This is a genomic window from Thiobacillus sp. (assembly GCF_013693775.1).
Classification (GTDB): domain Bacteria; phylum Pseudomonadota; class Gammaproteobacteria; order Burkholderiales; family Thiobacillaceae; genus Thiobacillus.
The window spans coordinates 1,612,188-1,632,551 of sequence record NZ_CP059257.1 but is presented as its reverse complement, the minus strand read 5'-3'; the positions used below and the strand labels follow the sequence as shown (position 1 = coordinate 1,632,551).

Annotated in this window: 19 protein-coding genes and 1 tRNA gene; 13 read left to right on the top strand and 7 right to left on the bottom strand. The window is 62.7% G+C overall.

Annotation, left to right across the window (positions count from 1 at the left end; genetic code table 11):
* Positions 1–71 precede the first annotated feature (71 nt).
* Positions 72–323 carry a hypothetical protein gene (locus tag HZY77_RS08040; RefSeq protein WP_296633228.1) on the bottom strand — a complete coding sequence of 84 codons (252 nt, stop codon included), beginning with the start codon at positions 321–323 and terminating at the stop codon, positions 72–74.
* Positions 324–362: 39 nt separating this feature from the next.
* Entirely contained in the window at positions 363–644 is a 282-nt protein-coding gene (locus HZY77_RS08035; protein ID WP_296820476.1) for a hypothetical protein, read from the bottom strand.
* 170 nt (positions 645–814) lie between these two features.
* On the opposite strand from HZY77_RS08035, the gene HZY77_RS08030 reads away from it, so the two are divergent.
* The 7 genes from HZY77_RS08030 to HZY77_RS08000 all read left to right on the top strand — a co-directional run bounded on the left by HZY77_RS08030 (position 815) and on the right by HZY77_RS08000 (position 8,063).
* Complete coding sequence (locus HZY77_RS08030) at positions 815–1,906, top strand: DUF4931 domain-containing protein (RefSeq protein ID WP_296820473.1); 1,092 nt, start codon at positions 815–817, stop codon at positions 1,904–1,906.
* Positions 1,907–2,098: 192 nt separating this feature from the next.
* Positions 2,099–3,253 (top strand): GTPase HflX, encoded by a 1,155-nt coding sequence (gene hflX, locus HZY77_RS08025; RefSeq protein ID WP_296820471.1) that lies wholly within the window; start codon positions 2,099–2,101, stop codon positions 3,251–3,253.
* Positions 3,254–3,262: 9 nt separating this feature from the next.
* A complete protein-coding gene (hflK, locus tag HZY77_RS08020) occupies positions 3,263–4,459 on the top strand; it encodes an FtsH protease activity modulator HflK (RefSeq protein WP_296820469.1) in 1,197 nt (398 codons plus the stop codon).
* A complete protein-coding gene (hflC, locus tag HZY77_RS08015; RefSeq protein WP_296820465.1) occupies positions 4,456–5,337 on the top strand; it encodes a protease modulator HflC in 882 nt (293 codons plus the stop codon). The genes hflK and hflC overlap by 4 nt, the downstream gene beginning before the upstream one ends.
* Entirely contained in the window at positions 5,334–5,507 is a 174-nt protein-coding gene (locus HZY77_RS08010) for a DUF2065 domain-containing protein (protein WP_296820463.1), read from the top strand. Before hflC ends, HZY77_RS08010 begins: the two co-directional genes overlap by 4 nt.
* 15 nt (positions 5,508–5,522) lie before the next feature.
* Positions 5,523–6,500, top strand: coding sequence for an ATP phosphoribosyltransferase regulatory subunit (locus HZY77_RS08005; RefSeq protein ID WP_296633247.1), 978 nt, complete (start codon positions 5,523–5,525; stop codon positions 6,498–6,500).
* A 258-nt stretch (positions 6,501–6,758) separates the two neighbouring features.
* Positions 6,759–8,063, top strand: a complete 1,305-nt coding sequence (locus HZY77_RS08000) for an adenylosuccinate synthase (RefSeq protein WP_296820461.1) — start codon at positions 6,759–6,761, stop codon at positions 8,061–8,063.
* A 63-nt stretch (positions 8,064–8,126) separates the two neighbouring features.
* On the opposite strand, the gene HZY77_RS07995 is transcribed toward HZY77_RS08000, so the two are convergent.
* Positions 8,127–8,213 (bottom strand) — tRNA-Leu (locus HZY77_RS07995).
* 88 nt (positions 8,214–8,301) lie between these two features.
* Here HZY77_RS07995 and rnr point away from each other — a divergent pair.
* From rnr to HZY77_RS07975, 4 genes are all read left to right on the top strand, one after another.
* A complete protein-coding gene (gene rnr / locus HZY77_RS07990) occupies positions 8,302–10,524 on the top strand; it encodes a ribonuclease R (RefSeq protein WP_296820871.1) in 2,223 nt (740 codons plus the stop codon).
* Positions 10,521–11,285, top strand: coding sequence for a 23S rRNA (guanosine(2251)-2'-O)-methyltransferase RlmB (gene rlmB / locus HZY77_RS07985; RefSeq protein WP_296820459.1), 765 nt, complete (start codon positions 10,521–10,523; stop codon positions 11,283–11,285). Before rnr ends, rlmB begins: the two co-directional genes overlap by 4 nt.
* 79 nt (positions 11,286–11,364) lie before the next feature.
* Positions 11,365–11,871, top strand: a complete 507-nt coding sequence (locus HZY77_RS07980; RefSeq protein ID WP_296820456.1) for a DUF523 domain-containing protein — start codon at positions 11,365–11,367, stop codon at positions 11,869–11,871.
* Between the two features lie 12 nt (positions 11,872–11,883).
* Entirely contained in the window at positions 11,884–12,486 is a 603-nt protein-coding gene (locus HZY77_RS07975; protein ID WP_296820454.1) for a glutathione S-transferase family protein, read from the top strand.
* Positions 12,487–13,251: 765 nt separating this feature from the next.
* On the opposite strand, the gene ycaO is transcribed toward HZY77_RS07975, so the two are convergent.
* Complete coding sequence (gene ycaO, locus HZY77_RS07970) at positions 13,252–14,967, bottom strand: 30S ribosomal protein S12 methylthiotransferase accessory factor YcaO (RefSeq protein WP_296820452.1); 1,716 nt, start codon at positions 14,965–14,967, stop codon at positions 13,252–13,254.
* Positions 14,968–15,026: 59 nt separating this feature from the next.
* Here ycaO and HZY77_RS07965 point away from each other — a divergent pair, with 59 nt between their 5' ends.
* Positions 15,027–15,749: a tetratricopeptide repeat protein gene (locus tag HZY77_RS07965; RefSeq protein ID WP_296820450.1), complete on the top strand. Its 723-nt coding sequence runs from the start codon at positions 15,027–15,029 to the stop codon at positions 15,747–15,749.
* A 25-nt stretch (positions 15,750–15,774) separates the two neighbouring features.
* Here the strand turns inward: HZY77_RS07965 and senB are convergent, their stop codons facing one another.
* Positions 15,775–16,734: a selenoneine biosynthesis selenosugar synthase SenB gene (gene senB / locus HZY77_RS07960; protein WP_296820448.1), complete on the bottom strand. Its 960-nt coding sequence runs from the start codon at positions 16,732–16,734 to the stop codon at positions 15,775–15,777.
* 45 nt (positions 16,735–16,779) lie between these two features.
* Between senB and HZY77_RS07955 the strand changes: the two genes are divergently transcribed.
* Entirely contained in the window at positions 16,780–17,559 is a 780-nt protein-coding gene (locus tag HZY77_RS07955; protein WP_296820446.1) for an RNA methyltransferase, read from the top strand.
* A 13-nt stretch (positions 17,560–17,572) separates the two neighbouring features.
* Here the strand turns inward: HZY77_RS07955 and HZY77_RS07950 are convergent, their stop codons facing one another.
* Together HZY77_RS07950 and HZY77_RS07945 are read right to left on the bottom strand one after the other, a co-directional pair.
* The gene (locus tag HZY77_RS07950; protein WP_296633267.1) at positions 17,573–17,872 is read right to left on the bottom strand and encodes a DUF3579 domain-containing protein; all 300 of its coding nucleotides are present in this window, start codon (positions 17,870–17,872) and stop codon (positions 17,573–17,575) included.
* Positions 17,873–17,981: 109 nt separating this feature from the next.
* Positions 17,982–20,006 carry an EAL domain-containing protein gene (locus tag HZY77_RS07945; RefSeq protein ID WP_296820443.1) on the bottom strand — a complete coding sequence of 675 codons (2,025 nt, stop codon included), beginning with the start codon at positions 20,004–20,006 and terminating at the stop codon, positions 17,982–17,984.
* Between the last annotated feature and the right edge of the window lie 358 nt (positions 20,007–20,364).

Below are 20,364 nucleotides of genomic sequence, written 5' to 3'. Positions count from 1 at the left end.
CCGCGCATGCGCGGGCTCACCCGCAAGGGTGGGCCGTGGTTGTAAAGCCGATAAATCGGCACCAACCACGCTCAGTCCAGCCAGCGCACCAGATAGAACAGCTTGAACCCTTCGGAGGAACGCGATGGACCGCTGGCAATGGCGGCGTGGCGGCTCTTGGCGGGATCCGCATGCGCACGCGCCTCGTCCTCGCTGGCGTAGACTTCGACCACGCCCTCGGGAAAACGCTTGCGGTGCTTGCCTGAAGGCGAATAGATCACCACTGCCGACGTACCGACGACTTTCGATTCGACATCGGTGAACAGGCTGGTAGCTTGCGGCATTCGGCTGTCTCTAAATAATGCATCGCTGAACGCGATGCATTAATGCGTCTTCTTCGGGATGCTGCTGATCTTGACGGCGTGGCTGGTGGGCGTCTCGTCGGTGAAGCGCGGACGCTCATCCAAGGTGCGCCCGGTGAGCTGGGCAAGCTCGGTCTCGCGGCTGGCAATCACCATCAGACAATCCTTGATGCCGAGGACGGTGGCCTCGGTCAGGGGNCTGGGATTGCCATCGCGCGGCGCGGTATCGCGCACGATGGAAGTCAGGGTCTTGCGCATCATGCGCATGAGGCGCTGCTCGTCGTGCAGGGCTTTTTCGTCCATGAGGGTACTCCGGAAACCAGCAAAGATTCCGCATTGTCGGCGCCGCTCCGTACTTCGTCAACGCAAGTCCCTTGAGCACGAGGGGATAAAAAGCGTGACAGGGGGCATAAGAATTATGAACCGACAGTCCTTGCCGGCTGTTTTATGCTTGCCAGCTGAGGAGACCTCCCATGCCAGACCCGAATACCNCCGAATCCAGCGAAGTTCGCGAAATCCGCATCAATCCCATCGTGCCGAGCGAATCGGTACTGGTCGCCACCGCACGCAGCATGCGCCCGAAANAGGCCGAAGAACTGGCGCCGCGCGACACCCGCAAGCACGTCGAAACCTGCCCGTTCTGCCGTGGCAACGAGCACAAGACGCCGCCGGTGATCCTGCATTGGCCGCCGGAGGGTGACTGGCAGATCCGCATGGTCGAGAACCTTTACCCGGTGCTGGGCGACGACCGCGAACAAGCCGGTTTCAACTTCGGCCTGCAGCAGACCATCGACGGTTACGGCCGGCACGAGGTCATCATCGATCACCATGAACACGGCATCGCCGTGCACGAGATGGCTGAATCGCACCTGACGGCGCTGTTCGGCGTCTACCAGAGGCGCATGCGCCAGTTGTTCGAGTCGGACGAGCGGCTGAAATACGTGCTGGTGTTCAAGAACTTCGGCCCGGCGGCTGGTGCGTCGATCCCGCATACGCACAGTCAGGTGATCGCGATGCCGGTGGTGCCCGAGAACGTCGACGCCGAAGTAAAGAATAGTGCCGCGCACTACGCCAAGCACCACCACTGTATCTTCTGCGCGCTGATCGACGAGGCATTGACCTTCGAGGCGACCATTTATGACCGCACGTCCGGCGCGGTGCGGCGCAAGATCAACGTCGGCCAGTACGTGGTCGAGCGCGGCGAAAAGTTCATCGCCATCAAGCCGTTCGCCAGCCGCTACGAATGGGAGGTGCACATCCTGCCGCTGGCGCACCAGGCCGATTTTCTTGACGTACGCGGCGAGGATCTGGCCGATCTGGCGCGGGTGATGAAGCGCACCATGGCACGACTGGATGCTGTCATCGGCGGCGCGCAGTACAACTTCTTTCTGCACTCGGTCCCGCACGATAGCCGGCAGCAGGCGCATGCGCCGAGCTATCACTGGCACCTGGAAATCTGCCCTCGCACGTCGATACCCACCGGATTCGAACTCGGTTCGGGCCTGTTCGTCAACACCATCAATCCGGAACAGGCGGCCGAGCGCCTGCGCACGGTGGAATTGTAGAAGGCGGCGAGCCTTCCGGGCGTCCGCACGGGCGTGATCGGGACTAGAATCAAACTTTCCAATCCGCTCGCATAGGTGCGCATGGCTGTCCGCCCCTATGCCAGCCTGAATGTCCGCCAGTGAAACCACCCCTGTATTGCCTTGTTTTATCCATGACCCCCATTCATCCGGGTGTAGGCAGGAGCTATCGCCTTGTTTGAACGGCATGCCGGCGGCGAGCGCGTCATCCTGGTGGCGCTTGATTTCGGCGATCTGGATTTTGCCGAAAACGTGGCCGAACTGCGGTTGCTGGCGGCCGGCGCCGGGCTAGAAATTCTGGGTGAGGTGCAGGGCAAGCGTAGCCGCCCCGATGCCGCGCTGTTCGTTGGCAGCGGCAAGGCCGACGAGATCGCCGCGCTGGTCGCTGCCACCGAAGCGGACGTCGTCATCTTCAACCACGAACTGTCACCTGCCCAGGAACGCAACCTGGAGCGCCGCGTGCATTGTCGGGTGGTCGATCGCGTCACGTTGATTCTGGATATTTTTGCGCGCCGTGCGCACAGCGCGGAAGGCAAGCTGCAGGTCGAACTGGCCCAGCTTCAGCACCTTTCGACCCGGCTGGTGCGCGGCTGGACCCACCTCGAACGCCAGCGCGGCGGTGTGGGCATGCGCGGCCCGGGTGAAAAACAACTGGAAACCGACCGTCGCCTGATCGGGATGCGGGTCAAGGCGCTGCGCGACCGGCTCGCTAAATTGGGCAAGCAGCGCCGTACCCAGCGGCGTTCACGCGCGCGCCAGCATGTGTTGTCGGTGGCGCTGGTCGGGTATACCAATGCCGGGAAATCCACGCTGTTCAATGCGCTGACGCGTGCCGGCACCTACGCGGCCGACCAGTTGTTTGCCACGCTGGACACCACCACACGCAAGATATACCTGCCTCAGGTAGGCGAAGTGGTGCTCTCGGATACCGTCGGCTTCATCACCCGTCTGCCGCATGACCTGGTGGCGGCGTTCCGAGCCACGCTGGAGGCTACGGCGGAAGCCGATCTGCTGCTGCATGTGATCGATTCGGCCAGCCCAGGACGCGAGCGCCAGATCGAAGCGGTCGACAAGGTGTTGGCGGAAATCGGGGCGGATGCCGTGCCGCAACTCCGGGTCTACAACAAGCTCGATCTGACGGGTGTTGCGCCAGGGGTGGGGCGGGACGAATATGGTAAACTGCAAAGCGTGTATGTATCCGCGCAATCCGGCGCGGGGCTTGAACTTNTACGTGATGCCCTGTCAGAAATCCTGGTCGCTGAACGCGCCCGGGACGAAGCCGGCGCATCAGGCGAAGATACCTCCCAATCCACCGCTCTCTCTGCATAACTTAACGATATGGCCTGGAACGACCCGCAATGGGGCAACAACGGTAATCGCAACAAAAACAGCGGACCGCCCGATCTGGATGAGCTCTGGCGGCGCCTTAACCAGCGTCTCAACGGCATGTTTGGCAACCGGAATACGGAAGGGGGCGGCGGGTTCTCGTCGGGTGGCGCGGGCGGCGGCAATCTGCTCGGCTTGTTGCTCGGTGCGCTGTTTCTGGTTTGGGTGGCGAGCGGTTTCTATATCGTCGACACGGGCCAGCGCGGCGTGGTGCTGCGCTTCGGCAAGTATATCGAGACGACCGAGCCGGGGCCGCGCTGGCATTTGCCGTGGCCGATCGAGTCACGCGAAATCGTCAATATCGATCAGGTGCGCACCGTCGAAATCGGCTATCGCAACAACGTCAAGAGCAAGGTGCTGCGCGAGTCGCTGATGCTGACGGATGACGAGAACATCATCGACCTGCAGTTTGCGGTGCAGTACATCCTGAAGGATCCCGAGGAATACCTGTTCGTCAATCGTGCGCCCGAAGATACGGTGTTGCAGGTGGCCGAAACCGCGATGCGCGAAATCGTCGGCAAGAACAAGATGGATTTTGTGCTGTACGAAGGGCGTGCTGAAATCGCCACGCGGGCGAAGGTGCTGATGCAACAGATTCTCGATCGCTACAAGACCGGCATCAGCATCAGCCAGGTCACGCTGCAGAACATCCAGCCGCCCGAGCAAGTGCAGGCTGCGTTCGACGATGCGGTCAAGGCGGGACAGGATCGCGAGCGCCTGAAGAACGAGGCGGAAGCGTATTCCAATGACGTGGTTCCGCGCGCAAGTGGTCTGGCTTCGCGCCTGAAGGAAGAAGCCGCCGGCTACAAGCAGGCGGTGATTGCCAATGCCGAAGGTGATGCCAGTCGCTTTTCGCAAATTGTGACCGAATATCAGAAAGCTCCGCAGGTGACACGCCAGCGTATGTATCTCGACACCATGCAGACCGTGATGAACAACACCAGCAAAGTGGTGGTTGACCAGAAGGGTGGCAACAGCCTCTTGTATCTGCCGCTCGACAAATTGCAGCAGATTGCCAACCAGCCCAGCAGCGGTGCGTCAGACGCGCTGTTGCAACCTCCGGTTGCCGCGACGCCTACGCCGCCTGCCCCCGTGGATCTACGCTCGCGCGATGCCTTGCGCAGCCGTGATCGGGAGGATCGGCCATGAACAAATATACTGCCCCCATCCTGATCGGGCTGGTCGTGGTGCTGGTGATCTTGAGCGGCAGCATGTTCACTGTCGATCAGCGCCAGAATGCCCTGGTGTTCCAGTTGGGTGAAGTGGTCTCAGTCAAGAAGGCGCCTGGCCTCTATTTCAAGCTTCCGCTGGTGCAGAACGTCCGCTATTTCGATACGCGCATCCTGACACTGGATGCGGCGGAACCGGAGCGTTTCATCACCTCGGAAAAGAAAAACGTGCTGGTCGATTCGTACATCAAATGGCGCGTGATCGATGCCCGGCAGTTTTACGTCTCGGTCGGCGGCGATGAAACACGCGCGCAGATTCGCTTGAACCAGACAGTGAATGACGGCCTGCGTGCCGAATTCGGCAAACGCACGATTCACGATGTCGTCTCGGGGCAGCGTGATAAGGTCATGGACCTCATTCGCGCCAAGGCCGACCAGGATGCGCGCTCGATCGGCGTGCAGGTGGTCGATGTGCGCATCAAGCGCGTCGATCTGCCGGAGAGCGTGTCGGAAAACGTCTATCGCCGGATGGAAGCCGAACGCAAGCAGGTGGCCAACGAACTGCGCTCGACCGGCGCGGCGGAAGCGGAAAAGATCAAGGCTGATGCGGATCGGCAGAAGCAGGTGATCGTCGCCGAAGCGTATCGCGATGCCCAGCGCGTCAAGGGTGAGGGCGACGCCAAGGCCTCGGCGGTCTACGCCGCTGCGTATGACAAGAACCCGGAATTCTATGCCTTCTACCGCAGCATGCAGGCCTATCGCGAGAGCTTCAAGAACAAGAGCGACGTGATGGTGCTCGACCCCAGCGCAGACTTCTTCAAATACATGAAGAACCCGCGTGCAGCCGGTGGTAAATGACGGGTTCGGACTGGCTGGCTGCACTGGGCTTGTTGCTGGTGATTGAGGGTATTCTGCCGTTTGCCGCACCTGCCGCATGGCGTGACGGCTTTCGCAGGATGCAGGCGCTCCGCGACGGCCAATTGCGTTTTATCGGCGCTGCCTCGATGTTGGGCGGCGTTTTTTGTTGATGCTACTGAATTGAAATGACTGCCTGGCTATTGCCCGAAAACGTCGAGGATGTATTGCCGCCGCAGGCCTGGCGCATGGAGGACATGCGTCGCGCGCTGCTCGATCTGTTTCGCGGTCGCGGTTATCAGTTGGTGATTCCGCCGCTGATGGAATACGTCGATTCATTGTTGACGGGTGTGGGGGCCGACCTCGACCTCAAGACCTTCAAGCTGGTCGATCAGCTGACCGGCCGGCTGATGGGCGTGCGTGCCGACATCACGCCGCAGGTGGCGCGTATCGACGCGCACCTGCTCGCCGCCAATGCGGTGAACCGCCTGTGCTATGCGGGCAGCGTGCTGCATACCCAGTCCGACGGTTTCCATCGCTCGCGCGAGCCGATCCAGGTCGGTGCGGAACTGTATGGCGAAGCCGGTGCGGAAGCGGATCTCGAAATTCTCACGCTGATGTTGCAGGGCCTCGACGCGTGCGGTGTGAAAACGCTGCAACTCGACATCGGCCACGTCGGCGTATATCGGGCGCTGGCACAGGAAGCCGGCCTGTCCGGTGCGGTCGAGCATCAATTGTTCGGTGCATTGCAGGCCAAGGACAGCAGCGCCGTGACGGTGTTGACTGCAGGTCTGTCCGCCGCGTTGCGCGAGGCCTTTGCTGCACTGCCGCAACTGTATGGCGATCGCAGCGTACTGGCCGAGGCGCGTGCACGACTGCCGCAACTGACGTCGGTGCAGGCGGCGCTGGACACGCTCGAACGGATCGATCAGGGGCTCGGCAAGGTGGATGCAGCCTATGACCTGGCCGAACTGCGCGGCTATGGCTACCACAGCGGCGTCGTGTTTGCCGCCTACACGGGCGGGCGTAGCCATGCGATCGCACAGGGCGGACGCTACGACGAAGTGGGGCGGGTATTCGGTCGGGCACGCCCGGCCACCGGCTTCAGTCTGGATTTACGCGAGCTGGTCGTTGCCGGCTCGGATATGAGCCTGTTTCAGCAGTAATCATGCCCCACGTTGAGACCAGGATCGGATGGATGCAAGGCGCAGTGCGCAGGCAATGGTTATTCCATTGCCAAGCGCTGCAACGCCGCAGATGCCGATCCTGGTCTCAACGGAGGGCCGGTTGCCTGCGGGCGCATTGCCGCGTTGCGGGTCGCTCATTTGGAACAACCAAACTTCGCTCCCCGCGCCTTGCACTGCATCCCGCAGGTAACCGGCGTGGGGCATGATTACTGCTGAAACAGGCTCAAATAAAGGAGATTGCACCATGGCAGCAAAAACGTCGTCGTCATCGGCACCCAGTGGGGCGATGAGGGCAAAGGCAAAATCGTCGACTGGCTGACCGACCGCGCACAGGGCGTGGTGCGTTTCCAGGGCGGCCACAACGCAGGCCACACGCTGGTGGTGGCGGGCAAGAAAACCGTGTTGCACCTGATCCCGTCCGGCATCCTGCGCGACAACGTCACCTGCTACATCGGCAACGGCGTCGTGCTGTCGCCGACCGCGCTGATCGAGGAAATGGACATGCTGATGGCTGCCGGCGTCGATGTGGCGAGCCGTCTCAAGCTCAGCGAGGCCTGCCCGCTGATCATGCCGCACCACGTCGCGCTCGACCGCGCGCGCGAGATCGCCAAGGGCGCCGGCAAGATCGGTACCACCGGGCGCGGCATCGGCCCGGCCTACGAGGACAAGGTGGCGCGCCGCGCACTGCGTCTGCAGGACCTGTTCCATCGGGAACGGTTCGCTGCCAAGCTGGGTGAGGTGCTCGACCACCACAACTTCATGCTGAAGAACTATTACAAGACCGACGTGGTCGACTTCAACCAGTCGCTCGACGAAATGATGGCGCTGGCCGAACGCCTGAAGCCGATGGTGGCAGACGTGCCACGCAGCCTCTACGAAGCGAACAAGGCAGGCGAGAACCTGCTGTTCGAGGGCGCGCAGGGCACGCTGCTCGACATTGATCACGGCACCTATCCGTTCGTGACCTCGTCCAACTGCACGGCCGGTGGCGCCGCCACCGGCGCCGGTGTCGGCCCGAACACGCTGCACTACGTCCTCGGCATCACCAAGGCCTACACCACGCGCGTCGGCTCGGGGCCGTTCCCGACCGAACTGTTCGACGACGTCGGCCAGTACCTCGGCGAGAAGGGGCACGAATTCGGTGCCACCACCGGCCGGCAACGCCGGTGTGGCTGGTTTGACGCCGCTGCGCTCAAGCGTTCGATCCAGATCAATGGCGTCACTGGCCTGTGCGTGACCAAGCTCGACGTGCTGGACGGGCTGGAGACCGTGCGCGTATGCGTGGGATATAAAATCGACGGCGAGACCTGCGACATCCTGCCGGTGGGCGCCGAATCGATCGCCCACGTCGAGCCGATTTACGAAGATCTGCCGGGCTGGAGCGATACGACCGTGGGCGTGCAGGAATTCGACAAGCTGCCGCAGAAGGCGCAGACCTACCTGAAGCGGATGGAGGCCTTGTGCGAAGTGCCAGTGGACGTCGTGTCGACCGGCCCGGACCGGGTGGAGACGATCGTGCGTCGTCACCCCTACGAGGCCTGATGGTTAAAATGAAATCTGAAAAAGTAAAAAGCCGACACAAGGTCGGCTTTTACTTGCAGCGTTTGGTGCCCAGAAGAGGACTCGAACCTCCACAGTGTTGCCACCGCTAGGACCTGAACCTAGTGCGTCTACCAATTCCGCCATCTGGGCAATGAAGGCGCGCATTTTAGAGAGACGTAGATAAATTGTCAACGAAGATGACTTCAAAAAATCCCGTAGCCGCGCCAGCAAGCACAAGATCCCGGCAATCCGCCTGGCCGACCCGTTCTACGAACGTGAAGTCGAGCGCTACGAATCGCCCTTGCCGAGCCGCGAATACATTCTGCAACTGATTACCGAGGCGGGCTGCCCGGTCGATGTCGAGGCCTTTACCGAGCAGCTGCACATCACCGAGGCCGAGCGCGACTTGTTCCAGCGCCGTCTCGGCGCGATGCAGCGCGACGGCCAGCTGATGCTCAACCGCAAGCGCCAGCTGTGTCTGCCGGACAAGCTCGATCTGATCAAGGGCCGTGTCGAAGGCCATCCTGACGGCTTCGGCTTCGTGGTACCGGAAGAGGGCGGTGACGACCTGTATCTGTCGCCCAAGGAAATGCACCGCGTGTTGCATGGCGACAAGGTGCTGGTACGGGTCGCCGGCTTCGACAAGCGCGGGCGGCGTGAGGCCAAGATCGTCGAAGTACTGGAGCACGTCAACCAGTTCGTCGTCGGCCGCTACTACCTCGAAGGCGGCGTCGGCTTCCTGATCGCGGAGAACCGCCGCATCAACCAGGACATTCTGGTTCCCACGGAAAATGCGGGCGCAGCAAAATCCGGCCAGGTCGTCACGGTGGAAATCGTCACCCAGCCCGGCGCGCACAACGAGGCCGTCGGCCGCGTCACCGAGATTCTGGGCAGCTTCACCGGCCCAGGCATGGAAATCGAGATTGCGTTGCGCAAGCATGACCTGCCCTACGTGTTCCCACCCGAGGTCGAGGCGCAGGCATCGAAGCTGCCGAGCAAGGTGCAGAAAAAGGACATGGCCGACCGCGAGGACATCCGCCATCTGCCGCTTGTCACCATCGACGGCGAGACCGCGCGCGACTTCGACGACGCCGTGTATTGCGAGCCGCTGGGCCGCAGCGGCTACCGCCTGATCGTGGCGATCGCCGACGTCAGCCATTACGTCAAACCCAAGGATGCGCTCGACAGCGAAGGCTTCAACCGCGGCAACTCGGTGTACTTCCCGCGCCGCGTCATCCCCATGCTGCCGGAGGCGCTGTCCAACGGCCTGTGCTCGCTCAACCCGGAAGTCGACCGTCTGTCGATGGTGTGCGACATGCGCATCACCACGGCGGGCAGCATCAAGGAATACCGCTTCTACCCGGCGGTGATCTATTCGCACGCGCGCCTCACCTACAACCAGGTGTGGGACTGGCTCTCCGGCACTGCCAAGCCGGAGAAGAAGCACGCCGCGCTGATGCCGCACCTGCAGGCGCTCGACAAGCTGTTTCGCACCCTCTTGAAGGCGCGCGCCAAGCGCGGCGCCATCGACTTCGGCTCGACCGAGACGCAGATCATTTTCGACGACAACGGCAAGATCAAGGAGATCGTACCGGTGGTCCGCAACGACGCCCACCGCATCATCGAGGAATGCATGCTGGCGGCCAACGTCTGTGCCTCGGATTTCCTGCACGAAAACAAGCAGCCCGCGCTGTTCCGCGTTCACGAAGGCCCGACGCCCGAAAAGCTCGCCGCGCTGCGCGGCTTCCTCGCCGAATTCGGCCTCGACCTCGGCGGCGGCGACAAGCCGCACGCCAAGGATTACGCTGCGCTGCTGGAGAAGATCAGGNACCGTCCCGACCACGGCCTGCTGCAGACCGTGATGCTGCGCTCGCTGCGGCAGGCGATCTACAGCCCCGACAACAAGGGCCACTTTGGTCTGGCGTACGAGGCCTACACCCACTTCACCTCGCCGATCCGCCGCTATCCTGACCTGCTGGTGCACCGCGGCATCAAGGCGGTACTGCTGGGCGAGAAGCTGCCGGCCAAGGGACTGGCGGAAATCGGCGCCCACTGCTCGATGACCGAGCGTCGCGCCGATGACGCCACCCGCGACGTCGATGCCTGGCTCAAGACCTACTTCATGCAGGACCGCATCGGCGACGAATACAACGGCACCGTGAGCGCGGTGACCAGCTTTGGGCTGTTCGTCGCGATCGACGACATCTTCATCGAAGGCCTGGTGCACGTCTCCGAACTCGGCCAGGACTACTTCCATTACGACCAGGCCAAGCACATGATGCTCGGCGAGCGCACCGGCAAGAAATATCGGCTGGGCGACCGCGTGCGCATCAGGGTGATGCGCGCCGATATCGAGACCAGCAAGATCGATTTCAGCCTGGTCGCTGAAATCGAGTCGGTGCAGGAAGAAACCGCCGCGCCGAAGAAGAAGGCCGGCAGAAGCGGCGGCAAGCGGAAATGAGCGAGAAGCTCGCCGACAAGCACGCCGCAGAAAAACTTATCTACGGCTTTCACCCCGTGCTGGCTCGCCTGCGCCAGGACCCGTCAGGGATATTCGAAATTTACCTTGATTTGACCCGCCGCGACGCGCGTGCGCGCGACCTGGTGCATCAGGCCAGGGACAACGGGGTCAAGCTGGCACAGGTCGAAGCCGACCGCCTGACCCGATTGGTCGGCAAGACCGCCAAGCACCAGGGCGTCGTTGCCCGCGTCAAGCCGGTCGCGCTGACGCAGTCGCTCGACGAAGTGCTGGAAAACATTCAGGGGCCGCCGCTCTTGGTCATCCTCGACGGCGTCACCGACCCGCACAACCTCGGCGCGATCCTGCGATCGGCCGACGCCTTCGGCGTCCACGCCGTCATCGCGCCCAAGGACAGCGCCGTCGGCATCAACGCCACGGTGGAAAAGGTCGCCTCCGGTGCGGCTGAGACCGTGCCCTACCTCATGGTCACCAACCTCGCGCGCACCATCGAGGACCTGAAGGAACACAACATCTGGGTCATCGCCGCCGACATGGACGGCGAGCAGCCCCTGTCCGGCATCGACGCCAAGACCGGCATCGCCTGGGTGCTCGGCGCCGAAGGAGCGGGCATCCGCCGCCTGGTCAAGCAGAGCTGCGACCAGATTGCGCGCATCCCGATTGGGGGCACGGTGGAAAGCCTCAATGTCTCGGTGTCGGCGGCATTGTGCCTGTACGAGACGGTTCGGCAACGAAACGCGTGAAGGCGGAGTCGACCGCGACAAGGAACCGCGGGCAAGGGGCGAAGTTGAAATCCCCGTTCGATCCCGTTTTAATGGAGGCATGCAATCCGTTCTTGTAAGTGCCTGCCTGCTCGGCGAGGCAGTTCGCTATAACGGCGGCGACATGCGCTGCGACCATGACATCCTGCAGCAATGGCAACACGAAGGGCGTGTCGTGGCCGTCTGTCCGGAGGTTGCAGGCGGCCTGCCAGTTCCGCGCCCGCGCGCTGAAATTGCCGAAGGTGCCGGTGGCTTGAAAGTGCTCGCCGGCATTGCCAAGGCTGTCGATTCCAATGGCCGTGACGTATCGGCCTATCTGATCAGTGGCGCGGAGCAAGCACTTGAACTGGCCCGTGCGCGGCATATCCGGATTGCCGTGTTGAAGGAAGGCAGTCCATCCTGCGGGACAGGTTTCATCTTCGATGGCACGTTCACCGATACCCGGGTGAAAGATCGTGGTGTAACCGCCACAATCCTGCAGCAAGCCGGCGTACATGTCTTCAGCGAAGCCCAACTGGCCGAAGCCGATGCCTTGCTCAGGAAGATCGAAGCCGACAATGTTGCTTGACGGGGATTGCACATGTTGAAACTCTATGACCGCGAGACGTCCGGGAACGCCTACAAGATCCGTTTGCTGCTGTCTTTTCTGGACATCCCGCATGAACGTATACCGGTATCCATCAAGGATGGCCGGAACCAGGTGGATGACGCCTATCTGACGCTGAATCCGCGCGGGCAGATTCCCTCTATTCAGGAGGACGAATTCAGCCTCTGGNGGTCGACCGCCATTCTGTGTTACCTGGCGTCGCGCTACGACAAGACGGCGTGTTGGCTGCCCCGCGATCCTGCGCAGTTCGGCCAGGTGATGCAGTGGCTCGAACTCGCTCAGAATGAGATACAGACAGGCCTGTTTCGCGCCCGCGCAATCGTTCACCTGGGGCTTCCGGGCGATCTCGAGGCTGCGCATCAGGCAGCCGGGCAGGCGCTTGGCGTGCTGGAGTCTCGTCTCGGCGCAGCGCAGTGGTTGGCCGGTTCCGTCCCGACCATTGCCGACATCGCCTGTTTCCCCTACGTCGCGCTTGCCGGGGAGGGCCGTGTGGATACGTCGCAGTATGTGGGCGTGTGTCGCTGGATTGCCGATTTCAAGGCGCTGGACCGATTCGTCGGCATGCCCGGAATTTAGGGGCCGGACGAGCCAGTCGGCGCGTTCGCAGCACGGCCCTGCCTGCCAGGTCTGGCCGTGGGGATGCGTTGGGTTGTCGAGGGGATTCGACGGACGTGGTTTCAACAGGGAGGAAAAACATGACCACAATGTTGTTCAAATCAGGACTTGCAGGACTCGCCATCGGGTTGCTTGCCGGGTGTGCACACCAGGTGCCGGCTACGCCAAACCGTGCGGCCATTCCGATTCCCACCCACAAAGTGCCTTTGAGCGTGNGGGTCTATTTCTCGAGTGCCTTTGAAAACTACCAGCACTCGGAATCGAAATGGGGCGATGGCTGGAATTTCACGAATCTCGGACAGGCCAGTGCGCACCAATTCCGCGACGCACTGGAGGAAAATTTCGTCAAGGTCGTGAAGCTGAAGAACCCGCCGAGCAAATCCGAGGCCGAGGCGGACGCGCTGGATTTCATGGTTGCACCGGAAATCCAGGGCTACAGCTTCGACATCCCGTTCACGAAATTCCAGATATATCCCGCTACGATCACTTACAAGATCAATATCTATGAAGGGGATACCCTGAGTGCCTCGTCAGTGGTCCATGGCGTGGGTGACTCGGCGGGGAACCCGGGATTCGACTTCAGCGAAAATCCGTCCAGATCGGCGAGCAAAGCGGTCGAGGATGGGATCAACAAGGCCATGAATGTGCTGACAGACAGTCCGGCTGTCCAGGCCATGGTGTTGAAAAAGGGAAACTGATCCAGAAGGCGGTTTCGCAGGGAGCGTGCTAGCCCCGCACCTTGCGGTACGCCTCCAGCAGGCGCTGGTGGATCGCGCTGCCCTCGAAGTTGTCGCCCAGCGTCGTCAGCCCGAAGAAGCGCTCGTCCTGGTTGAACAGTGCGAACGCCTGTTCCAGCGTCTCGCGGCCGTACATCAGCGCCAGCGCAGGCTCGAAGGGACCAGGGTCGGCGAGCCGGACGAGGTCGGCGATGCAGCGATAGACCTTCAGCCGCGCGTCGCTGCGCTGGCCGTACTGGGCGATCCAGGTGCAGCCTTCGAGGATGGCGTCGTCGTCGCCGATGGCCAACGCGAGCAGCAGTTTCAGTTCGCCGACGCGCAGGTCGGTCCAAGGCGACTCGGCGTCCGGCGCAAGGCCGATCAGGACCGATACCAGGCGGTCGTCCGCCAGTTCGAGTTCAATCATCAGATCGAGCAGCGCGGCGCATTCCGCTTCGACAAGCTCCGGCAGACGCGCGAGCGCCGGACGGAGCAGGTTGCCGACGCTGTTGTTCTCGAATTCGAGTTCCTCGACCGGGTAGATCTCGGACACGCTCGGTACCAGGATGCGGCAGGCATAGACGCCGAGGTGTTCGAAGTCGGCGACGTAAATCTCTCGGCCTTCGGCGTGCAGGGCGCCGACTGACCACGCGTAGTCCTCTTCTGTCGTGGTGCCGAAGTTCCAGTCGACGAAGTCGAAGTCGGGGGTGCCGCGCAGGAATTGCCAGGAAATCACGCCGCTGGAATCGACGAAGTGGATTTCCAGATTCTGCGGGTCGGCGATCTCGGCCTGGTCGAAACCAGGCGCGGGNAAGCCTTCGAGCGAATCGAGCGCGCGGCCCTGCAATAACTCCGTTAGTGCGCGTTCCAGCGCCACCTCGAAGCGCGGATGCGCGCCGAAGCTGGCGAAGCAGCCCTGGTCGTGCGGGTGCAGCAGGGTGACGTTCATCACTGGGTAGCGGCCGCCGAGCGAGGCGTCCTTCACCAGGATGCCGAAGCCGGCTTCGCGCAGGCCGCGAATACCCGCGGCGATGCGCGGATAACGGGCGATGACGTCCTCGGGCACGTCGGGCAGGCACAGGCCTTCCTCGATGATGCGGAACTTGATGTGGCGTTCGAAAATTTCGGACAGTGCCTGGGTGCGCGCTTCCATCAGCGTGTTGCCGGCCGACATGCCGTTGCTGACGTAGAGATTGCCGATGAGGTTGACCGGGAAATACACGGTCTTGCCGTCGGAAAGCCGCCGGTAGGGAATGGCGCAGATGCCGCGCTCGGTGTTGCCGGAGTTGAGGTCGATCAGCTGGTCGGCGCGCACGCGCTCATCGGGGTTGTAAAGGCCATGCAGCGCGGGAAGCAGGTCGGTCGGCCAGGCATCGTCGCCGCCGTCGAGCGCAAACCAGCGTTCATCGGGGTGGTGGACGTAGCTGCGGTTGGCGATCGTCTCGCCCAGATAGAAATGGGTCCAGAAATAATTGGTCGACAGCCGTTCGAAGTACTCGCCCAGGGCGCTCGCCCGTGCCGCCAGTTCCGAGCCGCCCTTGCCGTTGGTGAACAGCAGCGGGCAGTCGCGGTCGCGGATGTGCACCGACCACACGCCTTCCACAGGATTGAGCCAGGAACGCTCCTCGATGTGGAAGCCGATGGCTTCGAGCTTGGATTGCAGGGTGGCGATCGACGCTTCGAGCGAAGCATCCTTGCCGGGAATGAAATGTTCGGTGGCGGACATGGGGCAGCTGTTTTCTTGTGCAGCCGACAGCATAAGCGATGCGTCAAGCACGGCGTAAAATGAATCCGGTCGATTCCTTCGTCGCGGGCCGCAAGGACTGCGATTCCCGTCCTATGTCGAGTCGTGCCGTCCTGTTGCTTGTGTGCTTGTCCGGTCTTGCCTGCGCAGGGCCGGCCGTGGCGGCCGAGACCTTCGGTCTGCAGGGTGGCCAGGCCGCCTTGGCGGCGCGGGCCCAGGTCGAATGGGTCGAACAGGCCCAAGCTCTGGAAAGGCGTGCCGACTGGTCGGGTTTGCTGGCATGGGGCCAGGATTGGGCGCGGGTCGATGCGAGGAATCCGCTGGCCTGGTTCGTCCAGGGACGCGCACTGGGTGAACTGGGACGCTTCGACGAGGCGATCGCGGCGTATCGGCACAATCTCAGCCTGGCTCCGGGCGACGTGCTGGCCCGCAACAATCTTGGCAATGCCTGGCGTGACAGCGGACACGCGCATGAGGCGATGCGGGCCTATCGCGCCGCGGTGGAGATCGATCCCGACTATCTCCCGGCCTGGCAGAACCTGGGTTTGACGTTTTATCGGGTGAAAGGCCAGGCAGGAGTGACGCAGGCCCTGCAAAAATTGCAGGCGCTCGATCCGAAACTGGCCGATGTCTGGCGCGCGCTCGCGGTCGAGTACTCGGTTACGGGCGATGCGCGTGTCGCCCGCGAGGCAATTCGGGTTTGGCGCGGATTGAGCAAGGCCCGGCGGACACGCATGTTCGGGATCCTGCTTGACGAGGGCTGAGCCGGCTGATCGAACGGTGTCGGGGCTACGCCGGGTTTTGCTCGAATTCCGCGACCACCTGCCGTAGCCGGCTGGCTTCCTGCTCGGGGCGCATCAGGCTGCGCCGGGTCGCGGCATGGTCGAGCAGGTCGGCATAGAACGCCGGATCGCTCTCGGCCATCGCCATCAGCCTGGCCAGCTGCCGTTCGTCGCCCACCGGAAAATAGCCGGGATAGTCCTCGCCGAGCATGCCGATATTGCCCGGCATGTGCGATGCCAGCACCGGCACCCCGGCCGCCAGCGCCTCGCAGATCACGTTGGCGCCGCCTTCCATCACCGAACTGATGACCATGAGATGCGCGCGCGACAGGTGCTTCAGTACGGTCTTGTGCGGCACCTGGCCGAGCCAGTGCCAGCGTGGCAGCTTGGCCTGCGCCATTTCGGCCGTCTGCGCCATGTCCTCGGACAGGGCGCTGCCGAGGTGGGTGACCTGGATCTGCGAATGCTCGGGTAGATAGGCGGTGGCGAGCGCGACGCGGAACGGGTCCTTCTCCTCGCGCAGATGACCGATCACCAGCACTTCGAAGGCCTTGGAGGAGGGCGGGCGGCGGGGTATGTCGGGCGACGACTGGTAGATCACCCGCGTCTTGGCGGCCAGATGCGGTGCCAGTTCGTCGGGACCGCGATCCTGCAGCACGATGAGCCGGTGCGCGAGTTCGAGCGCCTGCTGGGCGTTGGCATCCTCATGAATGTCGCGATACAGATCGGTACCGGTGAGCGCGAGCAGCAGCGGCCGGGTCGGAAAACGCTCGGCAAAGGCGCGTATCGAGGCAAAGCTGCGCCGAGCGTGCAGTGCCAGCATCAGATCCGCCGGGCGGCCGTCCCATTCCACCTGTACCCGCACCGCGTGTCCGGCCTCGCGCAGGAAGCGCGCCCAGCGCGAGGCTGTGTGCCAGTTGCCGTTGCGATGCTCGCGGCCATACGGGGTGATGAGGGCGATGCGCATGGTGTGAGTGTACGCCCGAGAAGACGAATCGCGGATAATCCTGGCATGACCGAAACCGTCATTTCCTCACGCGACAACCCTCTCTTCAAACGGCTGAAAAAGCTTGCCGACTCGGCCCGCGCGCGCCGCGAGGCCNGGATGACCCTGCTCGACGGCGAGCATTTGCTGGCGGCCTATCTCGATGCCGGCGGCCAGCCGCATACGCTGGTGCGCGCGGCCTCGTTGGATGCCGGCCGCTTCGAACGGTTGGCCGGGCAGTGTCCGCACGCCAAGGCCGTCGAGCTGTCGGACGCGCTGTTTGCCGAACTCGCGCCGGTTGCGACGCCGACCGGCCTGCTTGCCGAGGCTGCCTGGCTCGCGCCGCCGGCCATCGAGGCCACGCCCCTCGTCATCGTGCTGGAAGACATCCAGGATCCGGGCAATCTCGGTTCGATGCTGCGTACCGGCGCGGCGGCAGGGGCGACCTTGGCCGTGCTGTCGAAAGGCTGCCATGATCCATGGTCGCCCAAGGCGCTGCGTGGCGGGCAGGGCGCGCAGTTCGTGCTGCCGCTCGTCAGCGGCGTCGATATCGTGGACTGGCTGGCAGGTTTCGAAGGAGAGAGCCTCGCGCTCGCGCTGGCCGAGGACGGCAACCTGTATGCGCATGCATTGACCGGCGCGTTGGCCTTGATCGTGGGCAACGAAGGCGCGGGTCTGTCGCAGGCGGTGTGTGCCGCCGCAAGTGCCGCGATACGTATCCCGATGCCGGGCAGGATCGAATCTCTGAATGCGGCGGCGGCCCTGGCCGTGGCCGTGTTCGAGGCGGCCCGGCAGCGGGCCACCTAGGGCCGCATGGGTGTCAGCAGGATAAGGCGCGTGCGCCGGCGCGGCGATCCATCTGGATTCGCAGCTGGTTCGCCTGGGCGAACCCCATGACATAGTCGTAGGCGGCCGGGTCGGCGGCTTTCAGCCAGCGTGCGACGATCAGGCAGTATTCCCCTTCGATCATGCAGGGCTGGACGCCCGATGAATAGCGCAGGCGGTTGTCAGGATGAAAGCTGGCCAGTGTGGACGACAGGCGTTCGGCCCAGTCCGACGGGCGGAATTTTTTNCCATTTTCCTGTATGCCGGTGATGACCAGGTTGTCTTCGGATAGCATCCGCTCTCCCATTCGCGAAGGGTCGCCCCTGCTGATTCGGCCCGGTTTCGCGTTTCTTTAACGGAAACGCGGATTGGGCCGCCCGGGATGGCTGCCGCAGCCGACAGGCTCAAGCCTGGTCGAATTCCCTTAGCCAGTCGCGGTCCAGCAGTGCGGCGATTTCATCTGCAGGCACCGGCCGGCTGATGAAATACCCCTGCACGATCTGGCAGCCGAGTTTACGCAGGACGTCGAGCTGTTCCCGGTTCTCCACGCCTTCGGCGACGGTGCCGAGTTTCAGTCCCCGGCACAGGGCGAGAATCGAGCCGATGAGCGCTTCGTTGATCGGGGCGTGCGGGATGTCCTTGACGAAATAACGGTCGATCTTGAGGATGTCGAGCGGGAATCGCTTGAGGTGAGCCAAGGACGAATAGCCCGTTCCGAAGTCGTCGATGGCCACGGCCACGCCCAGCGCCTTCAAGGCCAGGATGAGNGAGACGGCCGCCTCGACATCCTGCATGAAAATGCCTTCGGTCAGTTCGAGGTGCAGCGAATGCGGCGGCAAGCCGGACTGCTCCAGGGCCTCGCGGACGTCGGCGACCAGATTGTCGTGCCAGAACTCCTTGCCCGATATGTTGACGGCTACATCGAGGTCGACGAAGCCGGCGGCATGCCAGCTTGCCGTCTGGAAGCAGGCCGATCTCAGCAGCGTGCGGCCGACTTTGACGATGCCGCCGCTTTCTTCCAGCAGTTCGAGGAAAACCGCCGGGCTGAGCAGGCCCTTGCCGGGGTGATTCCAGCGGATCAGCGCCTCGACACCCTGGATGCGTCCGGTTTCCAGGTTGAGCTTGGGCTGGTAGTGAAACAGGAATTCATTTCGTTCCAGCGCGTAGTGCAGTTCGGTTTCCAGTTGCAGCCGTTCTTCCGCCATGGTGTTCATGGCGGCGTCATAGAGCTGGAAGCGGTTCCTGCCGCCATTCTTGGCGGTGAATGCCGCCGTGTCGGCATGCTTCAGCAGGCTGGTGCCGTCGCTGCCGTCGTTCGGATAGACACTGACGCCGATGCTGCAACTGGAAAACAGTTCGCGTTCAGCGATTCGATAGGGTTCGCTGACGACGCCGAGGATTTTNTCCACCACTTGTAGAACTTGACTGATCCGGGCGACATCGATGACCACGCCGAATTCGTCGCCGCCCAGCCGGGCGACGACATCTTCGGCACGCGTGGTCGCGCGCAGGCGCTGCGCAACTTCGCAAATGAGCGCGTCGCCGCTGGCGTGGCCGAGGGTGTCGTTGACGCGCTTGAAACGATCCAGGTCGATGAACATCACGCCCACCAGCGTGTTGCGGCGTTGCGCGCGTACCAGGGATTGTTCCAGGCGGTCCATGAACAGCATGCGATTGGGCAGGCCTGTCAAGGCGTCATGCGTGGCAAGATGGTGGCGTTCGCGGCTGGCCCGCTTGGTGTAATACATGACCGCAGCAGCGACGAACATGCCCAGCAACAGGGCGATCCCCGACAGGAGATACATCCAGAAGCGCGCCACTTCGTGCGCCTGATGCGCCTTGCGGCTGGCTTCCAGTGCAAGCTTCTGGGTTTCGGTGTCGAGCAGTGAGAGTACGCTCAGGACGTTGTTCTGTGCCGGGATGGCACTGCTGAGGACCCGCTCTTCGGCCCTTTGGTCGGAATCGCTGTTCAGCGCATCGACAACCCGATTCTGCATCGGCCGGGCGATGCCGGTCAGGCGTCCCTGCAGGTCGATGAGTTCGTGTTCGCGCGGGCTCAGGGGCATGCCCAACAGCGCCATTCGGGCAGCGGCAAACTCCGCTCCGTGCTGGTTGAACTGTACGAACAGTTGATCGCGCTCGAACGGATCGTGGCTCATCGACAACCTGAACATGCTGAGTGTGCGCTCGCGCGCAGCGGCCATCATCGTCTTGGTGAGGCTGAGCTTGCGCATATGGACATCGATGACCGTGTCGAGATTGTTGGCGGTCAACCGGAGCTGCTGCAGGCCGATGGTGGTGACGAACAAAATCAGGAACAGCTGGACAATGAACCCTGCCAGCAGCACGCGTCGCCAGGTCGCGGGAAGCACGGAATGCCTTGCCGCCGGCACAGGCGTGTTGTCCAGGTCAAGGGCACGGGTATTCACGCTGCGCACTTTCCGTGAACGAAACGAAACCGGTCATGTGTCCCGTGCGAACTCGAGTCAGGCCGGACCGGGCGTTTGCGTGGCAGGCGAAGGCTGGCATTCGGGAGAAACAAGGATGTGGCTGGTGTCAGCCTTCCTTTTGATGGTGCGGACAAGTGCGCCGAACCTGTCGTCAGCGCGGCCGTGAAGATCGGAATGGACAGACTGCTGCCATTTCAGTGTGTGAGCAAGTACGTGGATAGGGGCAAGACATCGGGAAACTCCTGATCATTTGATAATTTGGCGGGGCTTGAACGGCGTATAAACGGGCGCCAGGTCGTTTGTTCAATCGGGTGAAGCGCGCAAAACTTGAGGGCTG